This is a genomic window from Ornithinibacillus sp. 4-3 (assembly GCF_040958695.1).
In the GTDB taxonomy this organism is placed as follows: domain Bacteria; phylum Bacillota; class Bacilli; order Bacillales; family Amphibacillaceae; genus CALAMD01.
The window spans coordinates 809,920-835,316 of record NZ_CP162599.1; the positions used below are offsets into that span (position 1 = coordinate 809,920).

The following is a 25,397-nucleotide window of genomic DNA, read 5'->3' on the forward strand; positions in this document are numbered from 1 at the left end:
TTTGAAGAATAGAAAAGTGGATCCAATCATGGTTGAAGTTTTAAGTAATGCTCTACTTTCGATAGCGGAAGAAATGGGAGTAACATTAGTAAAAACCTCTTATTCAACAAATATTAAAGAAAGAAAAGATTCTTCAACAGCCATATTTAATGAAAAGGGAGAAACGATTGCACAAGCAGCAGCCATTCCAATCCATCTTGGTTCAATGCTAGGAATTTGTAAAGAAATATTAACCAAATTTGATGTGGATGAGATTCATGAAGGCGATATGTTTGTAGCTAATGATCCTTATAATGGGGGAGGAACACATCTCCCTGATATTACTATTGCTCAGCCAGTTTTTAGTAATGGAAAAATTATCGCATTTGTTGCTAATATCGCTCACCATTCTGATGTAGGTGGAATGGTACCAGGAAGTTCATCAGGGAATTGTACTAGTATTTTTCAAGAAGGAATAAGAATACCTCCAATAAAGTTGATAGAAAAGGGAGAAATATCTCAGTCTATTATAGATTTAATTTTGCTTAACTGTAGGACTCCAGAAGAAAGATTAGGGGATCTAAAAGCACAAATTGCTTCTAATAAGCTAGGGGCAAAGAGGTTATTTGAGTTAATTGATAAATATGGAGAACAAACCTATAAAAATAGTTTAAATGAGTTGTTATTATACACAGAGAGAAAAGTTAAAGCAGGTATAAAAGATATTCCGAATGGTGTTTATACATTTACAGATTATCTTGATGATGATGGGATTAATCTGAATATTAAAATTCCAATTAAAGTAAAGATTGAGGTATTTGATGAGTCGATTCATCTTGATTTTACAGGCTCTAGTCCTCAGGTAACTGGTGGAATAAACGTTGTGAAAACTGCTTTATTAGCGACAATTTATTATGCTTTAAAAGTTGTCATTGATCCAACAGTCCCATCTAATGCTGGATATTACAAGGCAATTAAAGTGACTGCACCTCGAAAGTCAATTGTCAATGCTGAATCACCAGCAGCTGTTGGGGGAAGGACAGATTCATGTCAAAGGATAGTCGATGTGATTTTTGGAGCTCTTTCTGAAGCAGTACCTGAGAGAATTGTTGCTGGTTGTAATAGTGCTGTTACAACTGTATTGTTTTCAGGATATGACAATTATAGAGATAAGACGTTTGTTTATCCAGAATCATTAGGTGGAGGGCTAGGTGCAAGATATAACAAGGATGGACTGGATGGGGTTCATGTGCATGTAACTAACTCCTCAAACTTACCTATCGAATGTTTGGAGATGGAATACCCATTAATGATTGAAAGGTTTGAATTGAGAAAAGACTCTGGAGGTGCTGGTAAATATAGAGGAGGACTAGGCATACGACGAGATTATAAAGTGCTATTTGATATGGAGTTTGCGACTCATGGTGACCGACAAGTGATTCCACCGTGGGGGTTATTTGATGGATTAGACGGCGTTGGTGGAGAGTTTGTCATCAATCCAGGAACAAAAACTGAAAGAAAATTAAATACTGGTAAAGTTTCCGGAATTGCACTGAAAAAAGGAGACATTTTGAGTGTGCGTACACCTGGTTCTGGTGGTTATGGTAATCCGAATGAAAGAGATCAAAGTAAAATAATTGAGGATCTTTCTGAAGGGAAGATAAGTAAATTCAACTAAATTGATTGTAGTAGATTTTAACTTATTTACGCTAGCTTGTTTTTGCCAAATATAAAGTGAAGGAAGGCGTTTTGGATATGATTAGTAAAAAATATATATCTAAAATTATTGCATTGTCACTAATAATGTTTGCTAGTGTATTAGTGGGGTGTAGTGATGATTCTACAAAATCAAATACCACTTCCGATTCTGATAACAGTGGTGGTCAATTAAAAGTGGCATTGGAATCTCAACCTAATACACTTGATCCACTAATGAGTTCGGCAGTAGTAAGGGCAAGGGTTGCTCAAAATATTTTCGAATCGCTAGTGACATTAAATTCAGACTTTGAACCTACACCAATGTTGGCTGAATCGATAGAACAAAGTGAAGACGGATTAACATATACATTCCATTTAAGAAAAGGAGTTAACTTCCATAATGGAAAAGAAATGACTGCTGAGGATGTTTTAGCTTCTATGAATAGATGGGCGGAAAAATCAACACAAGCACTTGCATACTTTGAAGGAATAACATTTGAAATGGAAGATGACTATACGGTGATTATGAAATTAAAGGAGAAGTATAAGGATATCCTAGTTTTTCTTGCTGAGCGAGATGATTCTTCCATAATGCCTAAAGAAGTTATTGAATCAGAAGAAACAACTGGTGTTACAGAGTATATTGGTACAGGCCCTTTTAAATTCGACGACTGGAAGCAAGATCAATATATTAAATTATCAAAATTTGAAGATTACACACAGTCAGACTTACCGACAGATGGATTGTCTGGAAAGAAGGAAGCACTTGTAGATGATCTCTATTTTTATTTTGTTACAGATACTTCTACACGATTAATGGGACTTAAAACAGGTGAATATGATATTGTTAACTTCTTACCAGAAGATAATTATGAGGAGCTAAAATCAGATCCCAATATAAATACACTAATATCCTACAAGGGAGCTATTGAAATATCATTTAATAAAAAAGAAGGATTATTTTCTGATTTTAAAATGCGTGAAGCAGTAAATACAGCTGTAGATGCAGAAATGATTATGAAAAGTACTTATCCTGATGAAGATCTTTATAAATTAAATCCAGGATATATAAATGACCAAATAGTTAATTGGTATGTGGATGCGGGAAAAGAAAAATATAACCAGGGAGATCCAGAAAAAGCTAGAGAGTTATTAGAAGAAGCTGGTTATGATGGAGAGGAAATCACAGTCTTATCTACCCGAGATTATGACTATAATTATAATACTGCAGTTATCTTACAACAGCAATTAGAAGAAGCCGGAATGAATGTTAAAATTGAAATTTATGATTGGTCATCATTATTAGACCTTCAACATGATCCAGGAGTCTGGGATATTAGTATTTTAGGTCCAGATTATAAAACCTCGCCACCACAAATGCTAGCATTAGATCCTAAATGGCCTGGTTGGACGGATGATCCAAAAATCACAGATTTAAAAGATAAAATTAGAACAGCTGAAACTCAAGAACAAGCTAAAGCACATTGGGAAACTTTACAAGAATTCTTATGGACAGAATACTTACCAATATCAAGAGTAGGTGACTATGCAGTAATAGTTGGAACAACAGATAAAGTAGAAGGTTTCAAAGTTTTTGATAGCCCTGGAGGCTATATATTTTGGAATACAAAAGTATCAGAATAAAAGATATGCTTATAGAAAGTTTTAACAAATAATAGTGCATTGTTTTACAAAGAATAATTTTTCACTATCATTTAATTATACTGGAGTGAATAACTATGAATGGAATGGTAGTTGCACCAGAACCTTATTCAGTAGAAGCTGGAGAGTATATTCTAGCGAAAGGTGGAAATGCAGTAGATGCTGCTATCTCAGCTGCATTTGTTCAAGGAGTAATAAATCCTTTTTATAGTGGAATAGGAGGGAGTGGATATTTACTTGTCCATATTGCTTCAACAGGTGAATCTTTTCATCTAGATTGTTCATGTACAATGGGTTCTAAATCAATTCCAGAATATTGGGCTGATGAATACATTAGTCGTTCGGAAGCATATGGTAGGTACATCATAAAGAGTGAAGAAAATCAGTATGGTTATAAATCAATAATGGTGCCTGGCTTTGTATTAGGTGCTTGGGAAGCATTTCAAAAATACGGAAGCGGAAATATTTCTTGGAAAGAAATTATAGAACCGTCTATACAATTAGCAACAGAAGGCTTTGAAAATTACCCTTATCTGTTTCGATTATGGTCTGATAAAGCAGATACCCCAGGACACCCAAGCTTTTATCGGAAAATTTCTGAAAATGAAGATTCTATAAAGATTTATGGGACACCGAAGAAAACAGGGAAAAGATTTATACAAAAAGAGTATGGTAAGACATTGAGCCGGATTGCAAATAATGGAGGATTAGACTTCTATAAAGGAGATATTGGTGAACAAATTGCAAAGGATTTTCAAAGTAATGATTCACTAATAACTAAAGAGGATATAGAAAATTATAATGTTTTAGAAACAGAAACGATAGTAGGACATTACAAAGGCTATGAATTACGAGGTGCTGTAAGTGGTAGTACAAGCAGTGCTCAAGTAATTGCTATGTTACAAATATTAGAAGGTTTTGATGTGAAAGGACTTATTCATAATAGTCCGGCATATATAGAGCTTATTGCAAGTGTAATGCGCGCAGGATTTAAAGATCATCTTCAATTAAAAGGTGATCCTCCTTATTCAGTAGTAATAAATTTGTTACGTAAATATACTTCCATAGAACGAGCTAAATATTGGCAAGAACAGATTAATCATGGAGACACTATTATTGGTCCAGATACACCTACAGGATTAGGTTCGGATACTACTCATGTATCCGTAATTGATAAAGAAGGATCGGCTGTAAGCTGGACACATACCCTGGGTTCAATGGGAGGATCTGGGATGGTAACTAGTAATTTAGGATTTTTATACAATAATTTTGTTGGACATTTTAACCCTGTTCACGGAAATTGGAATTCTATTCTTCCTGGTAAACGTGGTGGTGGCGGTGCTCCCCTTTTTCTTTATAAAAATGGTAAGTTAGTTATGGTGATAGGAGCTCCAGGAGGAAGTCGTATTATTACAGCAGTACTTCAAACAATCCTTAATGTGATTGATCATGGCATGTCCATGCAAGAAGCGGTTAATGCTCCAAGGTTTCATTCAGAAGAGCAGGATAAAATTTTTCTTGAGCCACTTATCCCGGAGGAGACCAGTCGTACATTACGAAATAAATATGATGTGCAACGCTCTACTTATATGTCAAGAGTACAAGCTATATGGATAGATCCAGATACAGGAATCCTGTCAGGGGGCTCAGATCCAAGAGGATTAGACGGACAAAAGGTAATCTCTTGAGCTAAGTTTTACGACAGGAACGAGATTATATCATAAAGTCCCCTAAAGGTAGTTTTATTATCTACCTTTAGGGGACTTTGTTGTTGACTATAGGGTTTTATTAATAATAAATTCATTAAAGAGATTTTAGGAATGAGAGGAGAAAATGTATATGGAAATCATTTTAATAAACAAGAAAGTCTAGCTAACACCATTTAAACTGTACTCCTATTATCAATGTTTGTTCTATACATCGTTCCTAATTCCTCAAGCTTTTCTACAATAATATTTTCTACATCCTCGCTTAATATAACATTTTCAGATGCAAATGGAGATAATTGTAGATTTTCCCCAATCATGACAGAGTGTAGCGCATGCTGAAACATGGAAATATCATTTATGTCATTGCCAAATGCAATATATTCTCCCTCTTTAATACCAAGTTGCTGTAATCCGCTCCATTTATCAATGCCTTTAGGACTTATATCTAAAACACCTTCACCTCTGTGAGTATGGACAACAATCTCCATCTTCTTAAGCTTTTCTTCAACTTCTTTCATATTGGATGAAGTGAGCATTAAAATTTTAATAAAGGACTGTAGTTGATCTAATGGTACATTTTTAGCACGTTTTTGTGGATCAAGACTATTAAAAATAGGGTGTGTGTCCGATCCTGTATAAGAATAATTCCAATCACTATCTATTAAATAGGATACATGGTAAGTATCAATTAATTGAATAATCTCCTTAAGCGTATCATGTTGGAAATTTACTGTTGATATGATATTTCCATGGTTTGCAACCATGGAACCATTGCCACCAATCATTGGATATTTATGAAAACGCTCATGTAGAACAGGAAGTAAATCCCGTATTGACCTAGCTGATGCAAAAATAACTTTATGTCCTTCTTGATCTACCAATCTCTCTAATGCATTTAATAATTTTTCAGAAATGGGCTGGCCGTTGAAACAAATAGTTCCATCTAAATCAAAAACAAAGTTCATGATGTATCACCTCTATAACCTTTAATACTCTTATCATATCAGATTGAAGGATTAAATAGAAAACGTAGTTGAGATGTTACTAAAACCTCTATAATTTACAAAAGAAAATGATTAAACAATCTCTTTTGATGAAAAATTCCTGTTGATATCTTCGCGGATGGACATAATCGAACCAATACAATAATGAAGAAACTTGGCTATTTTCCTATTTTAATATAGGTTAACTGATAGTCTATTCAGCCTTGTTAAAACTTGAAAAGATATATTTTTAAAACTACAAATAGATTTCAAACAGCATAGGATAAATATACTGAAAAAACAATTTGCAAATTTATGTAAATTATGAGAAAGTTTGAATTAGTATGATTAAAAGTGCAGGTACTAATGAAAGACCAAATAGCAATATTCAAAAAGAAAGGGGAAACGAGATGGAAACGAAAACGATTGAGAAGGCACAAGAAAAATATGAGGAATTGGCGGGCATTGACAAGAAGCATTTTATGCATCCAACGACCTCATTCAAACAACATCAAGAACAGGGACCCGGCTTTATTTTTACGGAGGGTAAAGGAGTTTACTTAAAAGATATTAGAGGAAAACAGGTGATTGATGGCTTATCGTCTTTATGGAATGTTAATATCGGTCACGGTCGAGAGGAACTCGGGTTAGCGGCAATGGAACAAATGAAGAAATTAGCATTCAGTTCAACATTTGCAACGAATAGTCATGAACCTGCAATTAAGCTGGCTGAAAAGGTAGCACAAATGACACCAGGAGATTTGACAATGACTTTCTTTACTTCAGGTGGATCAGAGGCCAATGATACAGCATTTAAAACAGCACGCTATTATTGGCAATTAAAAGGAAAATATGAGAAGAAAAAGATTATTTCCCGTAAAAAATCGTATCATGGAATATCCATGGGAGCTACGAGTGCAACAGGCTTGCCTGCATTCAGAGAATTTCCTTCCTTATCACCAGATTTTCACTATGTCGATTCTTCCATTGAATCACTAAAGGAAATGATAGCACTTCAAGGGGCAGAGACGATTGCCGCTTTTATTTCAGAGCCTGTACAGGGATCAGGTGGTGTCAATATGCCGCCAGAAAATTACTTTAAAGAGGTTAGGGAAATATGTGATGAAAATGACATTCTGTTCATTACAGATGAAGTTATAACAGGTTTTGGCAGAACAGGAACCAACTTCGGAATAGAGAATTTCGGTGTCGTTCCAGATATGATGGTGATCGCTAAAGGGATTTCAAGTGGTTATGCTCCTCTAGGTGGGATGGTCATTTCAGAGAAGCTTAAAAATGAACTAATTGAGTTATCAGATGGTGTTTATATGCACGGATACACTTATAGTGGTCATCCAATGTGCTGTGCAGTTGCATTGAAGAATTTAGAAATCATTGAAGAAGAAAATTTAATCGAAAATGTGCGCAATATGGGAGCAGAATTTCAAAAAGGATTCAAATGGTTGGAAGAGCGTCATGAGGAGATTGGTAATATAAGAGGCATTGGATTGCTGAGAGCTTTTGAAATCTTAAAAGATAAAGAAAAGAATATACGCTACTCTGAGCCAGTATCCGTTAAAGTAGTTGAAGAAGCGTTGAAACTTGGCTTGTTAGGCAGAAGTATTATTTATGAAGGACAGGATACACTAGCCTTCGCTCCACCATTCTGTATTAATAGGGAAGAAGTGGAAACGATCATTTCAATTATTGATAAATCCTTAACCAAGGTTAAAAAGAAAGGGCTTAAATAAACAATACAAACGGCCAGTCTCTGCGATCGTGATGAGTAATAGACCGTTTTTTATCCAATAGGACATTGCTAAGAAAAATGAATCGATCAAAGATTTTGCACAACGAAGTAACAAAGGTGGTAAGGGGGAATATGGAATGGTTTTTAAGAAATCTGAATTCGTCCAACGACTAAATAAGACGAAAGAAAGTATGCAAAAGCTAGGGATTGATGTATTGCTTACTACGAATCCTGCTAATATGAATTATTTGTCAGGCTACGATGGATATTCATATTATGTAGAACAGGGTGTCATTGTAATCCTGGATCAGGAAGAGCCAATTTGGGTGGGCAGAAGAATGGATGTCAATGGTGCCAAATTAACGACTTGGATTCAAGAGAATAATATAAAGGGCTACAGTGACGATTATGTACAATCTTCTACTAAACATCCGATGAACTTTTTTGCGGATATTTTAAAAGAGTTAGATTGTGATAAAAAGCGGATTGGATTTGAAATGAACCAGGAGTTCTTTTCACATCGTGCTTATCTGGAGCTGGAAAAAGATTTACCCAATGCGACATTTAAAGATGCCTCATACCTTGTGAATCATATACGAATGATAAAATCAGAACAAGAAATTGAGCATATGAAGATTGCTGGACGCATAACAGAGAGGGCAATGCAAACAGCTATTGATCATATTGAGGTTGGAGTTAGAGAAGCGGATGTTGCTGCAAAAGTATATCAGCAATTGATTAGTGGTGTAGATGGATTGGCAGGTCATTATCCAGCAATTATCCCCTTGATGCCTTCAGGTGAAAGAACGTCAACACCTCATTTGTCTTGGACAGATAAAAAATATGAGAAAAATGAGGTTGTCTTTATGGAATTATCTGGGTGTAGGTATCGATATCATGCTCCTCTTGCCAGAACTATATTCTTGGGACAACCTACTCATGAATTTGAAGAAGTGTCAAAAGTTGTTTTAGAAGGCCTAGATATTATTTTAGACTTTATTAAACCAGGCATTCTTTGTGAAGAGGTTGAACTAAAATGGAGAAATGCTATTGAAAAAACAGGCTTGGCAAAGGAATCCCGTGTAGGTTATCCAATTGGATTAGGCTATCCACCTGATTGGGGAGAACAGACATTAAGCTTCAGACCAGGTGATCGAACGGTATTGGAACCAAACATGACGATTCATGTCCTACCAGCTATTTGGATGGATGAACAGGGGTTTGAAGTGAGTGAGACGATTAGAATAACGGAAAATGGATGTGAACCTTTTTCAAATATAGAGAGGGCGCTATTTTTGAAATGATAAGCTAGGTGATGTGAGGCTGGGACAAAAGAAATTATTACTTAGATAATTCCAAACATAAATTGTGCAAATAACCGCTTCGGAAATATACTCCGCTTTCCATGGGCGGCTGGAGAGCCTCGACGGACAGGACGTCCTAATGCAGACGTTGCCACAGGACGTGGCGTACTCGTCTGCCTCGTGCTACGCACTCCGGGGTCTCACCTAGGCCATCTTCCCATAGGAGTCTACGTATATTTCCTACGCTTCATTTGAATATTATTCGGATTTCAAGCTTAATTTTTCCTTTTGTCCCAGCCTCATTTCCTACGATTAGTCAAGTCTTTTTTAATATGTAAGCATGCTAAATAGACCTCAAGTATTCTATATTTTTTTGAGGGAGTATCTGTGTTATAATTTAAGAGATTATTGGTCCACCGAGACCGTGTGCGAGTAATCGTACTTTGTATTGTTCCTGACCATGGAATAAATACATTTTAGTAGTTTGTTCATGCAAGCTACTACCGCAACCTTGTCCTTTTTGGGATGAGGCTGCTTTTTTAATTTATAATAATAATCGACAATGTGATTTGGTGCTGCTTTTTGTTGACGAATCATATTTCGAACAATGAAGTATAAGACTTTCCTTCCTTTCGGATTTCCGCGCTTATTAATGTGATCTTGACCTGCATATTTACCTGATTGATATCTTCGAATATCAATCCCAATAAAAGCATTGACTTTTTATGATTGGAAAAGCGAGAAAGATCCCCAATTTCACCAATAAATAGGGATGCACTAATTTCACCAATCCCTGGAAAGCTTGTGAGAATCTCGAATTCAAAAAGTGTCTTTGCCTTTTCAATCATTTGCTTTGAAATATTTCCCTTTTCTTGTAATAGTTGTAAAAGTTGTTGCGCATAATATTGGACTTTTTGAGTTATGACACTAGTTGAAGAAACAGCTGGGTAAGACTCTTGGGCGTATACCATAATGTCGCTTGCTTTTTGCTTTGCCCGATTCTCTGAAATCTTTTTGATCGTACTTTTCATCAAAAGGTTTTTGACTTTTGTTTTACTTGTTTGTAATACAAAATCTGGGTGTGGAAATAAATTGATTAGAGTGAGTGCATAAGGCGTGACTCGACTAGAAAAGAATCTCTCCAATTCTGGAAAACTTAACTGTAATGCATTATGCAAATGCATTCGTGTACGCTTTATATCATATCCTCTTCTACTTCTTGATAAAAGCGAGATAAATCACGTATTTCATGATAAACACTAGGTTGTTGTATTTTTTTTAGACGAATATTTTGTTGATGCACTTGTGCCAATTTATGGGCATCATGTTTATCCGTTTTCCAACTTCTTAATGTTCCTTGTTCTAATTGTTTTTTAGCTGCTAAGGGATTTAATAAGCAATAATGCAACTGATTTTTTCGGCAGAATGTTTCTACTGGTTTAGAGTAAATACCCGTCGCTTCAAAGACCAACATCATATCATCTGGGAGCGTACGAATTTCGTCCAGGAGGCCCTGAAAACCAACTTGACTATGAATGACTTCACCTTCAGAAAGACACTGTTGACCATCGTAAACAACTTTATAGCTTTTCCCCATCGAAACATCCAAAGCCATTACTGTTCCCATTTTACTACCTCTCTCTTCTTTTTTATGAAAGATCTTCACCTGTTCATTTCGATTCCAATTTCCTTTACACGAGCTCTATGGCCCCAACATACTTAAACCTGATTCAAAAATGAAAGTGAAGAAGCCCTGTTTTTAATTCGGATTCGTAATCCCAGAGACTTCGGTCGGGCTTTCTTTCACTTCTCACTATATCTTAAAAAAAGAAATAGTGGGTAAGGTCATCCGTCGATGATCTTACCCACTAATCTTAGTATGTTTTATATGACAAAAAATAATGAAGCAGGTAAATTGACATCTTCTTCTAGCTTTTTTGATATGAATTTTTTTTAAGTGTTTATCCAGGCATAATCAAGAAAATCACCACTTTGTATAAATCAAAAATACAAAGTAGTGATTTTACTATAACTTACTCTGTCTTTAACATCCGTAAGCCATTCAGAATAACAAGAATAGTACTTCCTTCGTGACCAATGACACCTAATGGCATATTAATAATTTGTAAGAAGTTACTAACAATTAGAATTCCGATGACAGCAAGGGAAAAGATAATATTCTGCTTAATAATAGCATTCATTTTCTTAGAAATCCGAATGGCATTTACCATTTTGGCTAGATTATTTTTCATTAATACGATATTTGCTGTTTCTAAAGCAATGTCACTTCCTGCTCCCATGGCAACACCAATGTTTGCTGTTGCTAGGGCTGGTGCGTCATTTACGCCATCACCAACCATTGCGGTTTGTTGGCTTTCCTGTCTTAACTGTTTTAAATGGTTTACTTTATCTTCAGGCAAACAATTTGCGTGATATTCCGTTATTCCAGCATCCTGGGCAATGCTTTTTGCTGTTGCTTCATTATCTCCTGTTAACATCATTGTTCTTAGGCCGAGCTGATGCAGCTCGTGAATTGCTTCAACTGCCTCTTGACGGAGCGTATCCTTTAACAGAAAAACAGCGATAATTTCTGTATCTTTCTTTACAAAGATATTTGTTTTGGCTTGTTCTACAGTATAATGAGTTTGAAAAAACTCATTAGCTGCTTGCTTTCCTACCATTTCTGCATTCCCAATGAGCCAATGGACGCCATTAATTTCTGCTGCAAGACCTCGACCGTTATGATGCTGTACAGTTGTTGCTAACCCTAATCTTTCACCAGCTTGTGCTTCTGCCCAATTTTTCATTGCTAGAGCAAGTGGGTGGATTGATTCATTTTCAATTGTATAAATGATATCTGCTAGTTCTTCTAAATTCTGTTTTGGAACAATAAAAGAATCAACGACAGCGGGTTCGCCTTTTGTTAATGTTCCTGTTTTGTCTAAGGCAATCACATTTAACTTAGCTAATGCTTCTACATACACACCGCCCTTAAAAAGAATACCTTGACGTGCCCCAGAAGAAATAGCAGATAGAGTTGCTGGCATAATTGAAGCAACTAGTGCACATGGTGAAGCGACAACTAATAAAATCATGGCACGATAAATTGTATCGGTCCAAGACCAACCAAATAAATAATGAGGAAGGAACATCATCACAGCAACTGTAATGAGAACAATTTTTACATATAAACCTTCAAATCTTTCAATAAATTGCTGGGATGGGGAGCGTTCTTCATGCGCATTTTGAACTAACTTAATGATTTTTTGAAACATTGTTTCATTTGGTAATGTATTTATTTCAATATGAAGACTTCCATTTAAATTTACTGTTCCTGCAAATACTTCAGCTCCAATTCTTTTAGAGATTGGAACGGATTCTCCAGATAACGCACTTTCATCAATGGTTGTTTCGCCTTTTATAATCAGACCATCAGCTGGGATTCTTTCACCTGCTTTTACCGCAATTTGATCACCGGGCTGTAATTGTTCAATATGAATGACTTTTCCATCTAATAATGTAGCTGTCTCTGGCTGTAATTTCATAAGACTTTGTAATTCGTTTTTGTTTTTATTTTCTGTATAGCTCTCTAAAGCCCCAGATAAAGAGAAAATGAAAATTAAAATAGCACCTTCTGCCCAATAGCCTATGGATGCTGCGCCAATTGCAGCAATAATCATTAATAATTCTACGTTGAGTTGTTTAGTTTTGATGGTCTCTGTAATACCTTCTTTTGCTTTGGCAAAACCACCAATAAGAAAAGCGGCAATGAGTAATCCAATCCATAAAGCATGATGAATATGACTAGATAGTATCCAGGCGATTAGAATCAAAATTCCACTGATAGCTGCAGCGATTATTTCTCCATGTATTTTAAAAAAAGAGACAATCTGATTTATTTTGCTCATTATTATGTATTTCCTTTCAAATTATAATAAGTATTAATTTATAATAATTATAATTATAGTTGATTTTATTTTTACTGTCTAGGATTATATGAAGAATAGTGATAAAAATCTTTTGAAATAATCTCACTTGATAAATCGTAACGATTACGATATAGTGGGTGAGGAATAATGAAAATTAGTTCTGTACAAAAAAGGAGGGAAATATTTTGTATTATGATTGCGCTGTGATTGGGGGAGGACCTGCTGGATTAAATGCTTCTCTCATTTTAGGAAGAGGGAGAAAAGAAGTTATTTTATTTGATAATGATGCACCACGTAATTCTGTAGCGCAGGAATCTCATAATTTTATTACGAGAGATGGGATCAAACCATCTGAGTTTAGAAACTTAGCTCATATAGATTTAAGAAAATACCCTACCATATCCATTCAAAAGAATCGGGTATTGGATATTATACAGGCTGATTCTACCTTCCAGATTAAAACAGAGGATGGCCGGAATTACAAAGTTACAACCATTATTCTGGCAGCAGGATTAAAAGATGTATTGCCTGAGATAGAGGGAATTCATGATGTTTATGGAACTAGCCTATTTCCTTGTCCTTTCTGTGATGGATGGGAGCTAAAAGATCTTCCATTGGTCTATATTGCTAATGGTGCACATGCCTTTCATGGTCTAAAAATGATTTCTAATTGGAGTGAGGACATCATTGTTTGCACAAATGGAAAAGCAAGCTTCAGTTCTGATGAAAAAGAAATATTAAAAGAGAAGCAAATCGAGATTATAGAAGATGTGATTTTAAGGTTAGAAGGGGAAAATGGACAATTAAAAACGATTCATTTTCAAAATGGTAAAGAACTTCATAGGGAAGTGGGATTTGTCTCTTATCAAATGAAGCAAGCTACACCTTTTGGTAAGCGTTTAGGGTTAGAGTTGAATGAAATGGGCGGAATTAAAACAGATTTATATGGACGTACAAGTATGAAGGGAATTTATGCAGCTGGAGATAATGCAAATGGTCCTCCACAGCTGATTATTGCAGCAGGTGAAGGAGCTAAAGCAGCAATAGGAGTAATTAGTGATTTCGTAGAAGAAGTATTTTAGTAAGTATATAGAGAAAATAATAATTGAAAAAACCGCATAAATATGAGGTCTTTTTTTTATTCCTTAAATCGTAATTATTACGTTTTGTGTGGTGGAGAAAAAAGTAGTGAGTAAGAGTGCTACATAAATAAAGAGCATTTTTAAATATTAAATTGCAATATTTATAATTTCATTTATGGAAGCTTGACGAAAGAACGCCTAAAGAAGAATGGCAAAGTTTAAAAGGCGCATTTTTTAGAAGCAGAAGCTTTGATGGAATGATCTATTGCACTTCAAGAAATAAAAATACAAGTTTGAAATAGAGTTACATTTTATGGAAATAGCAGAGAAGTCTGTCATTTTAGGAGACTTCTTCATTTCCTGATATTAATCATAATGACACCGATTTATTCGCTGAAAATAAATAATCAATAATGAAGGGAGCAAGTTAAAATGGCTAAAAAATCAAAAATAGCTAAAGAGAAAAAACGTCAACAAATGGTTAAACAATATGCAGAGCGAAGAAAAGAGCTGAAAGCAAAAGGGGATTACGAAGAATTGCGTAAATTACCAGTAGATTCTTCACCAACCCGCCTAAAAAATCGTTGTGAGATTACAGGGAGACCACATGGCTATCTACGAAAATTCAAGATGTCCCGTATTTCTTTTAGAGAATATGCTCACAAAGGACAAATACCCGGCGTGAGAAAAGCTAGCTGGTAATAGAATCTCCAGAAAATGAATACTTTTGGTAAAAATTTTTCTTTTATGGATAAGGAGGAAAAGCATTGTCAATTGAAAAACCAATTCCTGTAACTATTTTAACTGGTTTCTTAGGCGCTGGGAAAACGACATTGTTAAATAAATTACTACATGATATGTCAGATCAGAAGGTTGCTGTTATCATCAATGAATTTGGTGATACATCCATTGACGGTCAACTGGTGATACCGACAAGAGAAGAAATCATCGAAATAAACAGTGGCTGTATTTGTTGTAATGTGCGAGGAGATTTAATCCATTTATTAGATAATTTGATCAAACAAGAGAAAAAATTGGATCGAGTAATCATTGAAACAACAGGCATGGCTAATCCTGCTCCAGTTATTCAAACATTTTTAATGGATGAAAAAACGGCAGATTATTTTGAAATCGACAGTGTGATTACAATGGTCGATGCCCTGCATATAGGGCAACATTTACAAGAGGAGGAGCCGCAGCAGCAAATTGCGTTTGCAGATATTTTGCTTATCAATAAGGTAGATTTAATCACAGAAGCTGAAAAAATAAAGCTAGAAAAACAGCTGATTCAAATGAATCCAAATGCACAGCGATTCTATACCACTTATGGAGATGTTGATACTAAAGATTTAATCGGTCATAGATCGTTTGAACTGGATCATGTATTAAATATTGATCCTAATTTGTTAACTGAAACACATCACCATCATCATAATCATGAAGTAACATCTTTTGTATTACAGGAGGATCGTCCGCTTGATTTAGATAAAGTAAATAGGTGGTTTGCTTATTTAGTCCGTGTTAAAGGAGAAAGTTTATATCGCTACAAAGGTATCCTTAATATCAAACAATTGGAGCAAAAGGTAGCTTTTCAGGGAGTGCATATGTTGTTCGCAGGAACAGAAGAAGAGCTTTGGGGAAAAGAAGAGAAAAGGAAAAGCGAGGTCGTATTTATTGGGAAAAACCTAGATCATGAGGAATTGAAAAAAGGCTTTCAAAAGTGCCTTGCTATATAATTACTCCATTCATTTTTTATAAGAACTCTGATTTAAAAAGAGCCTGTTATTTAGGAGCTATGCTGTCTTGCCTTCATGCAGCACATGCTCCATTTTTATTATTTCTAGTGATAGATAGCAAGCATTTAGAGCGGAATTTATATTATCGATTTTAGCTGTTTAAATTATATGGATATGGGGAATAGGAAATTAGCTTGGTTTTAACTAACATGTTGTCAAATATTTGTTTTATGGTGTCTTTGCTAAATCTTGATTTAACAAGAGGCTCTCCCTCCCAGATTATGAGAGACATGCTTGTTTTTCTTTTCTGTCTAGCAGGATTAAGACTAGACATAATAAATACAAGATATTGAACATGCTATTAGATTTCCATATGTATCACCTAGTAAAAAAATCGATTAATATCTTGGTACAGCTCTGCTTGCATCAAATCTTTCCATTGATTAGAAAAGTGAAAGAGGATTTTACCATATCACTTTTATTTCATGATTTTTGGAAAGAGTTTTTGTATTTCTATTTATTATTTATTAAATAAGGAGTGTAAGCAGATGATTTTATCGGGAAAAACAATTCAAGACCATGTAAATGACAATTTGATATCTATTACTCCGTTTCAAGAAATAAGTATTCAACCTGCTTCTGTTGATTTGCGTCTTGGTAAGGAATTTTTAATCGTTGATGATGTTTCTAGTCCTTATTTGTCTACTGAACAGCCTGCAAATTATCGGGAAATGGAAGTGACGGAGGAAGGGGTTATCATGATTCCTCCACAAACTTTTGTACTTGGAACTACATTAGAGCAAATTAGCTTACCTAATCAATTAACTGCTTTTGTAGAGGGTAGAAGTTCTATAGGAAGACTTGGTGTTTTTATTCAAAATGCAGGATGGATTGATCCAGGGTTCTCTGGGCAAATTACGCTAGAGTTATTTAACGCAAATCGTGTACCAGTAAAGCTAGAAGTAGGCATGCGTGTTTGCCAATTAGTTATTGCACAAGTGGATCAAGAAACAGAAGGATACCAAGGGAAATACTTATTTCAAAAAGGAACTACACCAAGTAGAGTGTATTTGGATCCCGAAAAAAAGAAGCAATAAATAATTTTGAATGGATTTATAAAAATTATTTTTTGGACCACGCTGAATGCTAAAGATATTTCTTATATGTAATTAGAATTTTTTCTTGGTCAAAGGGAAAAATAAAATAATTCACTGGTGAAATAAGCTGGAAAAAGTAAAAGATTAATGAAAGTTTATTGGCTTTGTGCAAAATTATATAAAAATTTTAATTTGCGCAAAGCCTAGTAATAGAGCGAGTAATCAAATATGTTCAGCAGGCGAGAAACTTGAATCGTCTTCTAGGTATGTTACAATGGAAAACATGTTGTTAAAAATGAGAACAGATAAGAACAGAGAGGACATATTTTTTTATGGATCAAAGTGACAAGAAATTCTCAACGGTATTTACATATGCGGCATCTTTTGTTGGCATATTAGTGGTTTTAGGTGTAGTTTTTCCTGATCAATTTGGAGAAGTATCTGGAGCAATTGGGTCATGGATTACAGAACACTTCGGTTGGTATTATCTTACAGTTTTTACCTTCATTTTACTTTTCTGCATCTTCTTAGGACTTAGTCCAATTGGAAAACTTAGACTAGGTCAACCTACAGATAGACCGGAATTTAAAACCGTATCATGGTTAGCTATGTTGTTCAGTGCAGGTATGGGAATTGGTTTGGTTTTCTATGGAACCCATGAACCTATTGCGCATTACTTAGCTCCACCTACTGCTGATCCGGAAACTACAGCAGCAGTGGTTGAAGCCATGCGTGCTTCTTTTCTTCATTATGGATTACACCCTTGGGCGATTTACGCTATAGTTGGGCTTGCTTTAGCTTATGCGCAGTTTAGAAAAGGTGAAGTAGGTTTACTTTCTAAAACTTTACGACCTATTTTTGGAGATAAAGTTGATGGAACCTTAGGAAATGTTGTTGATATTTTAGCTGTATTTGCGACAGTTATTGGAGTAGCTGTATCCTTAGGTGTTGGTACTATTCAAATTAATGGTGGACTGAACTATCTTTTTGGTCTTCCAGTTAATGGAATAGTTCAAGGAATCATTATTGCTGTTATTACTGCGCTATTTTTATATAGTGCTTGGAGTGGATTAAGTAAAGGAATTCAATATTTAAGTAATTTAAATATGATTTTAGCCGGATTATTATTTACGGCTATTATGATTATTGGTCCAACCGTGTTAATCATGAATATAGCAACAAGTGCAACAGGAGATTATTTAACAACCTTCTTTTACACGAGTTTAGACCCTGCACCATTGAATGCGCAAAAGCATGAATGGTTGGAGAACTGGACGATTTATTATTGGGGTTGGTGGATGAGCTGGAGTCCTTTTGTAGGTATATTTATTGCTAGGGTATCAAAAGGGCGTACCATTCGCGAATTCGTATTTGCTGTATTATTAGTTCCAACCGTTGTAGCTATCCTTTGGTTCAGTGCTTTCGGGATTACTGGAATTAGTACAGGAGTAGATGCGCCAGAAATATTTAATTTACCACCTGAAACACAGTTATTTGGTGTCTTTAATGAGTTGCCATTTGGCTTTCTTTTATCTACATTTGCCGTGTTATTAATTATGTCGTTCTTTATTACATCTGCAGATTCTGCAACATTTGTTTTGGGAATGCAGACTTCATTTGGAAGATTAACCCCTGCAAATGCAATAAAAATTATTTGGGGATTATCTTTAGCAGCTATTGCTTATGTATTATTATTAGCAGGTGGAGAAACAGGATTGAATGCTTTACAATCAGCAGCCATTATATCTGCATTTCCATTTAGTATCGTAGTGATATTAATGGCTATAGCTTTCTACAAAGATGCGGACGCAGAGAGAAAAAGAGTATTTCCACCAAGGCAGCCGAGAACAAGAACACCAAAAGCGCCGAAGCCACCGAAGCCTAGAGCGCCAAAACCGCCAAAAGTATCTAGAAAATCAAGAAAACAAACTGAAGTATAAAAAAAGCTTGATACCTTATCAAATGATAGGTATCAAGCTTTTTTATTGATTAAATTTTTTGCATAAAGAGATCTTAAAAAAATGCTGAAGAATATTAATATTTTCTGAAATAATTGCGAAACTATTAATACTCATCAAATATTCAATTTGAAAATATAAAAGATGAATGGAAAGATATACCTTCAGAAAAGAAAGGGTGAAATTATTGAAAAAAATAATTATGAAGTCGCGAATATTGCCTATGATATTCGCTCTATTAATTATATGGACACCAATGACAGTGCTAGCAGAGAAAAGGGAAAAGATAGAAATTCATTATATTTCATTGGGTGATTCTTTGGCTGCGGGGCTATTATATGATGGAGAACACGGCGATGGTTATGTTGGTGATATTGTTAAGACTTTAATTACTAATGGATATCAGGTAAATATGGTCAATAAAGGCGTATCAGGTTTTACGTCATCAGAAGTTTTAGAGACATTACCAAATAATAAAGAGCTCTCTAAAGCAGATATTGTCACAATCAGTGTTGGTGCAAATGATTTACTAAAAGCATTAGATATACCAAAATTTATCATGTTTAATTCAAAATATTTGAATGCAGCATCTAATGAAAAAATGAAAAGAGAAATTAAAAATACTTTAGTAGAAGCGATTAAGGTAGCAGAAGGATCTTTAGATAAAGTATCCATAGATAAAATTGAAAGAAAAGTAATGGATCTTCTAGAAAAATATCCAGATTTATTATCTCCAAATATAAGCGCAGCACTACAATTGATTATAGATAATCTAGAAAACACGGAAGAAAATATAGAAGCTGCAAAGTTAAAAATAGCTGAAACAAAAGGAAATCTTGAAGGAAATGGAGTAGATGATGTAGGCATATTAAAGGCCGCATTGATTAATCTGGAAGCTGCTTCAAGTAATATGCAGACAATCATTGAAATATTAAATATATCGGAAGAACTTAAAAATGAAGTAGAAGAACTTAAAAATATGGCTTCTCCTTTAAAAGCAGCTATAGATGATATAAAAGGTTTAGAAGATGATTTAAATAAATATTTGGAGCAAGTAGCAGAAATCGAGTATTTAATAAATAATGCACAAGAGGTACAGCAAATCATGTTGAATATTCCATCCACTATAGCAAATGTTGGTCAAAATCTTGAACAAACAATAGCTACTATCCAGCAAGCAAATCCAAATGTTCATATTTATGTGTTAGGCTATTATAATGCATTACCTTATTTACCAGCAAATCTACAACAAATTATCCTGCCATTAATAAATGCTTTAAATCAAGAAATACAAGAAACTACAACTGCAACAGGATCAATGTTTGTACCTACTTTTGCATTCTTTGAAAAAAATTATGAGACATACCTTCCTAACAAATTTGATATTCATCCAAATAATGAGGGATACCAAGTAATTGCAGGTGCATTTATGAGTAAGATAAGTCAAGCTTTCCCAGATATTACAGAACCTTCAACACCAGAACAGTAATGCTAGCTGCTTTATTGAGGTTTAAAAGCGTAAAAAAAGCTTAGACTAACCCAGCTTGAAGAGATTTTTCTTCAAGCTGGGTTTTGTTGAAAAACGTATACATACTGATCACAAGCTTTCCATATCAAGTCTTATGGAATAATAACTAGTGAAACAGTGCGCTCTCTGTTATCATCATTTTGCGATTCATCGTAATATTTTTTTACTAAAGCATCAAGTTCTGACTGGAAATCTTCAAATTTAGATTCGTCTAAATTCAACTTTGCAATGGAGAAAGTGGATGTATCTTTATTTTCATCAAGCATTTTATGATAACTTTGGTAGGACTGTAGGATGTACATGAAATAAAAAGTTATAAAATTTACCTTATCATGATAACTTGCTAGGTTCCACTCTGCCTCATCAATTTTATATGTCTCCGTATTAATTGCGTATAATGATGTTAATTGTATATATAGACAATGTTTACGGGATATTACTGCTACTGATTTTAGAAATAGCGATAATGCTTAGAATGATGAAGAAAATATCAAATAGTAACATGATGTTAAAATAAAATTATGTGGTTTTGAGAAGAAAAGAAAACTCAAAACCGCTATTTTTTATTTTGAAAATGAGCTTTATAAAATCCCACTGAATAAAGTTTCATTTTATGATTCAAGCTCCCTTACTTTCACAGCTTTGTATTCATATACTACTATATCTTGTTTATTGGTGGTGTAGAGATATGGTAAATATAAGTCTTTGTATGATTGTTAAAAATGAGGAAGAGGTGTTGTGTCAATGTTTGGATAGTGTAAAGGGAATCTGTGATGAAATAATTATTGTAGATACTGGTTCAACCGATAGTACGAAGGAAATTGCAAAGAAATACACAGATAAAGTCATTGATTTCACATGGGTAGATGATTTCTCCGCTGCGAGAAACTTTGCATTTGATCAAGCAACCTCTTCCTATATTTTATGGCTGGATGCAGATGATGTATTGGAAAGGGAAGAACAAAAGAAATTCCAAAAATTAAAGGAAGAGCTAGATGATTCAGTGGATGCGGTATCGATGCTTTACCATATTGCTTTTGATGAATTTGGTAATCCAACCTTTAGTTATCGAAGAAATCGTTTAGTAAAACGGGAATGTTGTTTTAAATGGATTGAACCTGTACATGAATATTTGGACGTGTCTGGAAATATTATCGCTTCTGATATTGCTATTACACATCGTAAATCAGATAAATCGAATATAGATCCCGCGAACGATCGCAATTTGAAAATATATGAAAGACGATTGGAACAAGGAGAAGTATTTAGTCCAAGAGCTTTATTTTATTATGCAAATGAATTAAAGGATCATGGGTTTTATCAGAAAGCGGTTATTTATTATCGGGAATTTTTGGCTACAAGAAAAGGCTGGGTGGAAGATGAAATTCGGGCTTGCATTAATATGGCTACATGTTACCGAATGTTAGGCAATGCGGAGAAAGAAATTGAGGCACTTGCACTATCTATTGTCTATGATGTTCCAAGACCCGAGGTTTCTTGCCGAATTGGAGACTTATTCAAGGAAAAACATTTATTTCGAAAGGCAATCATTTGGTACCAATTAGCAATAGAGATAGAACTAGACGATCATCAAGGATTTCAGCAGCAGAGTTATTCCACATGGTATCCACATCTCCAGCTTTGTGTTTGTTATTGGCAGATAGGGGAGAAGGGGTTGGCTGAAGAGCATAATCAAAAAGCTAAATATTATCGTCCCAATGATGAGCAGGTTTTGTATAATGAAGCGTTCTTTAAAGCGTTTAAGGAAAAGCATGTGCAAGAGAAGATTTAAATATAGATAAGAATGGGGTGAGATGACATTAAAATAAAGGTGTGTTGATAATGAATAAAAAAATTTTATATATTGGCTGGATTGGCTATCGAAATTTAGGTGATGACTTGATGTGGAATAGCTTTTATTCTTTAGTCAAAAAGTATTTTGCATCTAAACCAATAACCGTTATTCCTTCCTTTCCATCTGTAAATATTCAGGAATTAGAACCTTATGATACAGTTGTTTTAGGCGGAGGTTCTTTAATTTCACCTGCGTACATCCAGCTTTTACACAAGGCGATAAAAATGAAAAAGAAAGTAGTCATCTGGGGTAGTGGGATTGACCGTATTCCTGAGACAGTATTGCAAGCAATCCAGCAAGGAAAAAAGCCTCCAGCTATTCAACGTTTTAAGGGAGAAGAAATTAGGCAATTACGTGAAGTTCTTTTAAAAGCAGACTTTGTTGGAGTAAGAGGACCATATACAAAGAAAGTGCTTGAAGTATTAACTGGAGTAGAAACAGTTCCAATTATTGGTGATCCTGGATTATTATTAACACATTCCTCTACGGAAGCTAAAGCAAAAAAGCAAATCGGAATTAATTGGGGAACAACCGGAAATAACTTGTATGGCACTAATGAAAAGAGATTGGAAAAAGAATTAGTGCAGGCAACAAAGAAATTAATAGCCAAGGGTTATCAAATATCTATTTATGCTGTGTGGGATAAAGATTTTCCTGCGTGTCGGAGTTTTTATAAACAAATAGATGATTCGGAAAATGTCATATTTGAAGAGAAACTCTATACAGAAGAAGAACTGATGAAGAAGTTATCTAATTGTTTGTTGACGATTAATTTTAAATTACATCCTAATTTATTATCTTTATCTGCTGGTGTGCCAGCGATTGCATTAGGGTATCGATTTAAAGTGTTTGATTTATTCTCCTCTCTTGACTTGGAACATTTTGTTTTATCAACAAGTGAAGAACAAATGGATGAAAAAATAGCTCAACTTGTTGATACAATAATTCATGAAGAAGAAAATATAAAAGAAACATATCAGGGCAAACAAGATGTTTACCAACCTCTTATTGAAAAAGCTTTTATAGAATGCTTCCTATGGTAATTTGATTAGCAAAAAGGATTACAAGCCCTTATGGCTGTAATCCTTTTTCTATCCAATCTAATAAAGTTTTTGCTCTATGCTCATAGGTATGGTGGTGAAGAAGATGCTGATAACCTGCTGATGCAATTACTTGAGCTTCATCAAGATGTGTTAGATAGTAATCAATTTTCTCCATAAGGTTTTGGTGGGAATCAAACAAAACAAGATGCTTGCCATCTTCAAATAAGGAATCTAATTTAGGAACCTCATCGGTTAGTACAAGGGAACTACAGCCTACCCCTTCAAAAATACGCATATTAAGACTTTTAATAGTATCTGCTGTATGGTTGATAATGAGCTTGGATTGCCCATAAGCTTTAGCAAGATCATGTAGGAATACGCGTTTATTAAAAGATAATTGATAATTTGCTTGAAATTTTTCTTTTATTTTTTTAATAGCTTGTATCCGTTTTTGATACATATTAATGTCTAATGTTCCAACGGAGGTAATATCAACAGGTCTATTCTTAAGAGGTGTATCATGATTAAAAATATGCTTTGCCATTGCAAATGGAAAGAATTTGGCTGGTACAGGAAAATGTTTTGCTAAATGCAAGGAGTGTGACATTAATATAAGATCCGGCTGGTATCGGTGAATTAATCCCTTATTTGTTGTGAGTCGGTTTTCTCCATGATGAATCCAAAACAATTTTGGCAGTTTTGCCAGATGGATATTCTTTACTTTAACTGGAGGGAGAGCAGGACTTTCAATAAATAGAACAGCGTTATACCTATCAATGGCAATCTTTGAAAAATCAATCAAGGATGTGTATACATCTATCTTTACACCAATATTTCGAAAAGCGTCCTCTAAATATCTCCCGGGTGTGAAGCTTGTTCGCCCATAACATATCAAGAGTTTTTTCTGATCCATAATATTTTAACCTGCCTTTATTTAGTTGCGATTTATACTGCTTATGCTTTACCAGTGTATGTGTAGTTTGAAAAAAAGGATGTATGCTTATCCAATGTAGAGAAAGGAATTGCCAGAAATGAGCAGGGAGTGGATAGAAATACATGAGAGTTGTCTAAATAGCAAAAAGTAATTTCTATGGATGCGAAAAGATCCAAAATACATGCTTATTTTCCTGAAGATGTTTGCTTTAAAATAGATTCTATCTTTGTCAGGAATTCCACAGCACGTATTTTGGTTGTATGTCTTTCTTTTGTCAGCATCATGCCGTTATGGGCGATTATTTTTCTTTCTTTTTCATGATTTAGATAATAATCAATTTGTTCTTCAAAGCAGAGTTCGTCAATTGCAACAAAATTAACACCAGGTATAAATCCTAAATCACCTAATTCTTTAGAATAACTGGCAATTAGTAGGGCATTACAAGCTGTAATTTCAAAATACTTCATTAATGGATATTTAAAAACAGAATCACATGTTAAAACGATTTTAGAACGGTTCAACTCCTTAGCATAATTTTCTCCTACGAAGACATTTTTTTCTCCCTTTAAAATTTTCCGGTAACCTGGATGTGGATAATGGACAAAGTCATCTCTATTTTTTAGGCGCATCTGCATCATGGCACGTAACGGATAAAAATCCTCTAAAACGGAACCTGTAAGCAAGATACTTATATCTTTTTTTAATTTATAGTCTTTATAAATTTCTTCATGAGCATGATGTGGCAGCCAGTGCATAAGGGATGCAAATTCAGGGTACCACTGCAAAAACTTATCCCGATAAAAGGTAAAAACATGCTGAATATTTTCCTTTTCAATCATTGTTTTTCGTAAAGGCCTTTGAAAGTGTAAATCATGCAACCCAACTGCAAAGGGGAGACTTAAATCCTGAAGTCCTGTTACAATTGGAGAACCATTTTCTAAATAATCATTAAAAAAGATAAAGTCTGGTTCAAACTGGATATCATCAAGAATCTTCTGGATGTTACCAGATTGATGAGATACATGTAATTCGGTTATTTTTTGAAGCTCTTGGATAAAGTAATATGATGCAGGAACGGTGTAGGTTTGATCATCACGTGTCATAAATAACAGCTTTAACTTTTTCATTTTCATCGCATCCTTTTGGAAAT

The 25,397-nt window shown here is 34.6% G+C and carries 20 protein-coding genes and 1 pseudogene; 13 read left to right on the forward strand and 8 right to left on the reverse strand.

From position 1 onward, the window contains the following. Position 1: 1 nt before the first annotated feature. The 3 genes from AB4Y30_RS04095 to AB4Y30_RS04105 all read left to right on the forward strand — a co-directional run bounded on the left by AB4Y30_RS04095 (position 2) and on the right by AB4Y30_RS04105 (position 5,027). Positions 2 to 1,657: a hydantoinase B/oxoprolinase family protein gene (locus tag AB4Y30_RS04095; RefSeq protein WP_368654226.1), complete on the forward strand. Its 1,656-nt coding sequence runs from the start codon at positions 2 to 4 to the stop codon at positions 1,655 to 1,657. Positions 1,658 to 1,734: 77 nt separating this feature from the next. After that, positions 1,735 to 3,321, forward strand: a complete 1,587-nt coding sequence (locus tag AB4Y30_RS04100) for an ABC transporter substrate-binding protein (RefSeq protein WP_368654227.1) — start codon at positions 1,735 to 1,737, stop codon at positions 3,319 to 3,321. Between the two features lie 95 nt (positions 3,322 to 3,416). Further along, the gene (locus tag AB4Y30_RS04105) at positions 3,417 to 5,027 is read left to right on the forward strand and encodes a gamma-glutamyltransferase family protein (RefSeq protein WP_368654228.1); all 1,611 of its coding nucleotides are present in this window, start codon (positions 3,417 to 3,419) and stop codon (positions 5,025 to 5,027) included. 194 nt (positions 5,028 to 5,221) lie between these two features. On the opposite strand, the gene AB4Y30_RS04110 is transcribed toward AB4Y30_RS04105, so the two are convergent. Continuing rightward, on the reverse strand, positions 5,222 to 6,013 hold the full coding sequence (locus AB4Y30_RS04110; RefSeq protein WP_368654229.1) for an HAD-IIB family hydrolase: 792 nt from the start codon (positions 6,011 to 6,013) through the stop codon (positions 5,222 to 5,224). 428 nt (positions 6,014 to 6,441) lie between these two features. On the opposite strand from AB4Y30_RS04110, the gene AB4Y30_RS04115 reads away from it, so the two are divergent. Next, positions 6,442 to 7,782, forward strand: coding sequence for an aspartate aminotransferase family protein (locus tag AB4Y30_RS04115; RefSeq protein WP_368654230.1), 1,341 nt, complete (start codon positions 6,442 to 6,444; stop codon positions 7,780 to 7,782). A gap of 136 nt (positions 7,783 to 7,918) precedes the next feature. Further along, positions 7,919 to 9,085 carry a M24 family metallopeptidase gene (locus AB4Y30_RS04120; protein ID WP_368654231.1) on the forward strand — a complete coding sequence of 389 codons (1,167 nt, stop codon included), beginning with the start codon at positions 7,919 to 7,921 and terminating at the stop codon, positions 9,083 to 9,085. Positions 9,086 to 9,126: 41 nt separating this feature from the next. Here AB4Y30_RS04120 and AB4Y30_RS04125 read toward each other — a convergent pair whose 3' ends face one another. The 4 genes and pseudogenes from AB4Y30_RS04125 to AB4Y30_RS04140 all read right to left on the reverse strand — a co-directional run bounded on the left by AB4Y30_RS04125 (position 9,127) and on the right by AB4Y30_RS04140 (position 12,993). Then, positions 9,127 to 9,276: a hypothetical protein gene (locus AB4Y30_RS04125; RefSeq protein ID WP_368654232.1), complete on the reverse strand. Its 150-nt coding sequence runs from the start codon at positions 9,274 to 9,276 to the stop codon at positions 9,127 to 9,129. Between the two features lie 214 nt (positions 9,277 to 9,490). Beyond that, a pseudogene (locus tag AB4Y30_RS04130) lies at positions 9,491 to 10,269 on the reverse strand (transposase). 11 nt (positions 10,270 to 10,280) lie between these two features. Further along, complete coding sequence (locus tag AB4Y30_RS04135) at positions 10,281 to 10,712, reverse strand: transposase (RefSeq protein WP_368654233.1); 432 nt, start codon at positions 10,710 to 10,712, stop codon at positions 10,281 to 10,283. Positions 10,713 to 11,118: 406 nt separating this feature from the next. After that, the gene (locus AB4Y30_RS04140; RefSeq protein WP_368654234.1) at positions 11,119 to 12,993 is read right to left on the reverse strand and encodes a heavy metal translocating P-type ATPase; all 1,875 of its coding nucleotides are present in this window, start codon (positions 12,991 to 12,993) and stop codon (positions 11,119 to 11,121) included. A 206-nt stretch (positions 12,994 to 13,199) separates the two neighbouring features. Here AB4Y30_RS04140 and AB4Y30_RS04145 point away from each other — a divergent pair, with 206 nt between their 5' ends. The 6 genes from AB4Y30_RS04145 to AB4Y30_RS04170 all read left to right on the forward strand — a co-directional run bounded on the left by AB4Y30_RS04145 (position 13,200) and on the right by AB4Y30_RS04170 (position 20,376). Further along, positions 13,200 to 14,096, forward strand: coding sequence for an NAD(P)/FAD-dependent oxidoreductase (locus tag AB4Y30_RS04145; protein ID WP_368654235.1), 897 nt, complete (start codon positions 13,200 to 13,202; stop codon positions 14,094 to 14,096). A 432-nt stretch (positions 14,097 to 14,528) separates the two neighbouring features. Further along, positions 14,529 to 14,798, forward strand: coding sequence for a 30S ribosomal protein S14 (gene rpsN / locus AB4Y30_RS04150; RefSeq protein WP_368654236.1), 270 nt, complete (start codon positions 14,529 to 14,531; stop codon positions 14,796 to 14,798). Positions 14,799 to 14,863: 65 nt separating this feature from the next. Next, positions 14,864 to 15,832 carry a GTP-binding protein gene (locus AB4Y30_RS04155; protein WP_368654237.1) on the forward strand — a complete coding sequence of 323 codons (969 nt, stop codon included), beginning with the start codon at positions 14,864 to 14,866 and terminating at the stop codon, positions 15,830 to 15,832. 548 nt (positions 15,833 to 16,380) lie between these two features. Beyond that, positions 16,381 to 16,929: a dCTP deaminase gene (gene dcd / locus AB4Y30_RS04160; RefSeq protein ID WP_368654238.1), complete on the forward strand. Its 549-nt coding sequence runs from the start codon at positions 16,381 to 16,383 to the stop codon at positions 16,927 to 16,929. Between the two features lie 332 nt (positions 16,930 to 17,261). Then, positions 17,262 to 18,869 (forward strand): BCCT family transporter, encoded by a 1,608-nt coding sequence (locus tag AB4Y30_RS04165; protein WP_368654239.1) that lies wholly within the window; start codon positions 17,262 to 17,264, stop codon positions 18,867 to 18,869. A gap of 205 nt (positions 18,870 to 19,074) precedes the next feature. Beyond that, positions 19,075 to 20,376, forward strand: a complete 1,302-nt coding sequence (locus AB4Y30_RS04170) for a GDSL-type esterase/lipase family protein (RefSeq protein WP_368654240.1) — start codon at positions 19,075 to 19,077, stop codon at positions 20,374 to 20,376. 131 nt (positions 20,377 to 20,507) lie between these two features. Here AB4Y30_RS04170 and AB4Y30_RS04175 read toward each other — a convergent pair whose 3' ends face one another. After that, complete coding sequence (locus AB4Y30_RS04175; RefSeq protein WP_368654241.1) at positions 20,508 to 20,681, reverse strand: hypothetical protein; 174 nt, start codon at positions 20,679 to 20,681, stop codon at positions 20,508 to 20,510. Positions 20,682 to 21,103: 422 nt separating this feature from the next. Between AB4Y30_RS04175 and AB4Y30_RS04180 the strand changes: the two genes are divergently transcribed. Beyond that, complete coding sequence (locus AB4Y30_RS04180; RefSeq protein WP_368654242.1) at positions 21,104 to 22,207, forward strand: glycosyltransferase; 1,104 nt, start codon at positions 21,104 to 21,106, stop codon at positions 22,205 to 22,207. A gap of 50 nt (positions 22,208 to 22,257) precedes the next feature. Next, entirely contained in the window at positions 22,258 to 23,313 is a 1,056-nt protein-coding gene (locus tag AB4Y30_RS04185; RefSeq protein ID WP_368654243.1) for a polysaccharide pyruvyl transferase family protein, read from the forward strand. A 28-nt stretch (positions 23,314 to 23,341) separates the two neighbouring features. Here AB4Y30_RS04185 and AB4Y30_RS04190 read toward each other — a convergent pair whose 3' ends face one another. After that, positions 23,342 to 24,226, reverse strand: coding sequence for a glycosyltransferase (locus tag AB4Y30_RS04190; protein WP_368654244.1), 885 nt, complete (start codon positions 24,224 to 24,226; stop codon positions 23,342 to 23,344). A 206-nt stretch (positions 24,227 to 24,432) separates the two neighbouring features. Further along, positions 24,433 to 25,374, reverse strand: coding sequence for a glycosyltransferase (locus AB4Y30_RS04195; protein ID WP_368654245.1), 942 nt, complete (start codon positions 25,372 to 25,374; stop codon positions 24,433 to 24,435). Positions 25,375 to 25,397: the final 23 nt, after the last annotated feature.

Bases quoted from the DNA above. Each gene is read 5' to 3' on its own strand.
- AB4Y30_RS04100 (WP_368654227.1), top strand. From the start codon at position 1,735: ATGATTAGTAAAAAATATATATCTAAAATTATTGCATTGTCACTAATA.
- AB4Y30_RS04105 (WP_368654228.1), top strand. From the start codon at position 3,417: ATGAATGGAATGGTAGTTGCACCAGAACCTTATTCAGTAGAAGCTGGA.
- AB4Y30_RS04110 (WP_368654229.1), bottom strand. From the start codon at position 6,013: ATGAACTTTGTTTTTGATTTAGATGGAACTATTTGTTTCAACGGCCAG.
- AB4Y30_RS04115 (WP_368654230.1), top strand. From the start codon at position 6,442: ATGGAAACGAAAACGATTGAGAAGGCACAAGAAAAATATGAGGAATTG.
- AB4Y30_RS04120 (WP_368654231.1), top strand. From the start codon at position 7,919: ATGGTTTTTAAGAAATCTGAATTCGTCCAACGACTAAATAAGACGAAA.
- AB4Y30_RS04135 (WP_368654233.1), bottom strand. From the start codon at position 10,712: ATGGGAACAGTAATGGCTTTGGATGTTTCGATGGGGAAAAGCTATAAA.
- AB4Y30_RS04140 (WP_368654234.1), bottom strand. From the start codon at position 12,993: ATGAGCAAAATAAATCAGATTGTCTCTTTTTTTAAAATACATGGAGAA.
- rpsN (WP_368654236.1), top strand. From the start codon at position 14,529: ATGGCTAAAAAATCAAAAATAGCTAAAGAGAAAAAACGTCAACAAATG.
- dcd (WP_368654238.1), top strand. From the start codon at position 16,381: ATGATTTTATCGGGAAAAACAATTCAAGACCATGTAAATGACAATTTG.
- AB4Y30_RS04165 (WP_368654239.1), top strand. From the start codon at position 17,262: ATGGATCAAAGTGACAAGAAATTCTCAACGGTATTTACATATGCGGCA.
- AB4Y30_RS04175 (WP_368654241.1), bottom strand. From the start codon at position 20,681: ATGCTTGATGAAAATAAAGATACATCCACTTTCTCCATTGCAAAGTTG.
- AB4Y30_RS04180 (WP_368654242.1), top strand. From the start codon at position 21,104: ATGGTAAATATAAGTCTTTGTATGATTGTTAAAAATGAGGAAGAGGTG.
- AB4Y30_RS04185 (WP_368654243.1), top strand. From the start codon at position 22,258: ATGAATAAAAAAATTTTATATATTGGCTGGATTGGCTATCGAAATTTA.
- AB4Y30_RS04190 (WP_368654244.1), bottom strand. From the start codon at position 24,226: ATGGATCAGAAAAAACTCTTGATATGTTATGGGCGAACAAGCTTCACA.
- AB4Y30_RS04195 (WP_368654245.1), bottom strand. From the start codon at position 25,374: ATGAAAAAGTTAAAGCTGTTATTTATGACACGTGATGATCAAACCTAC.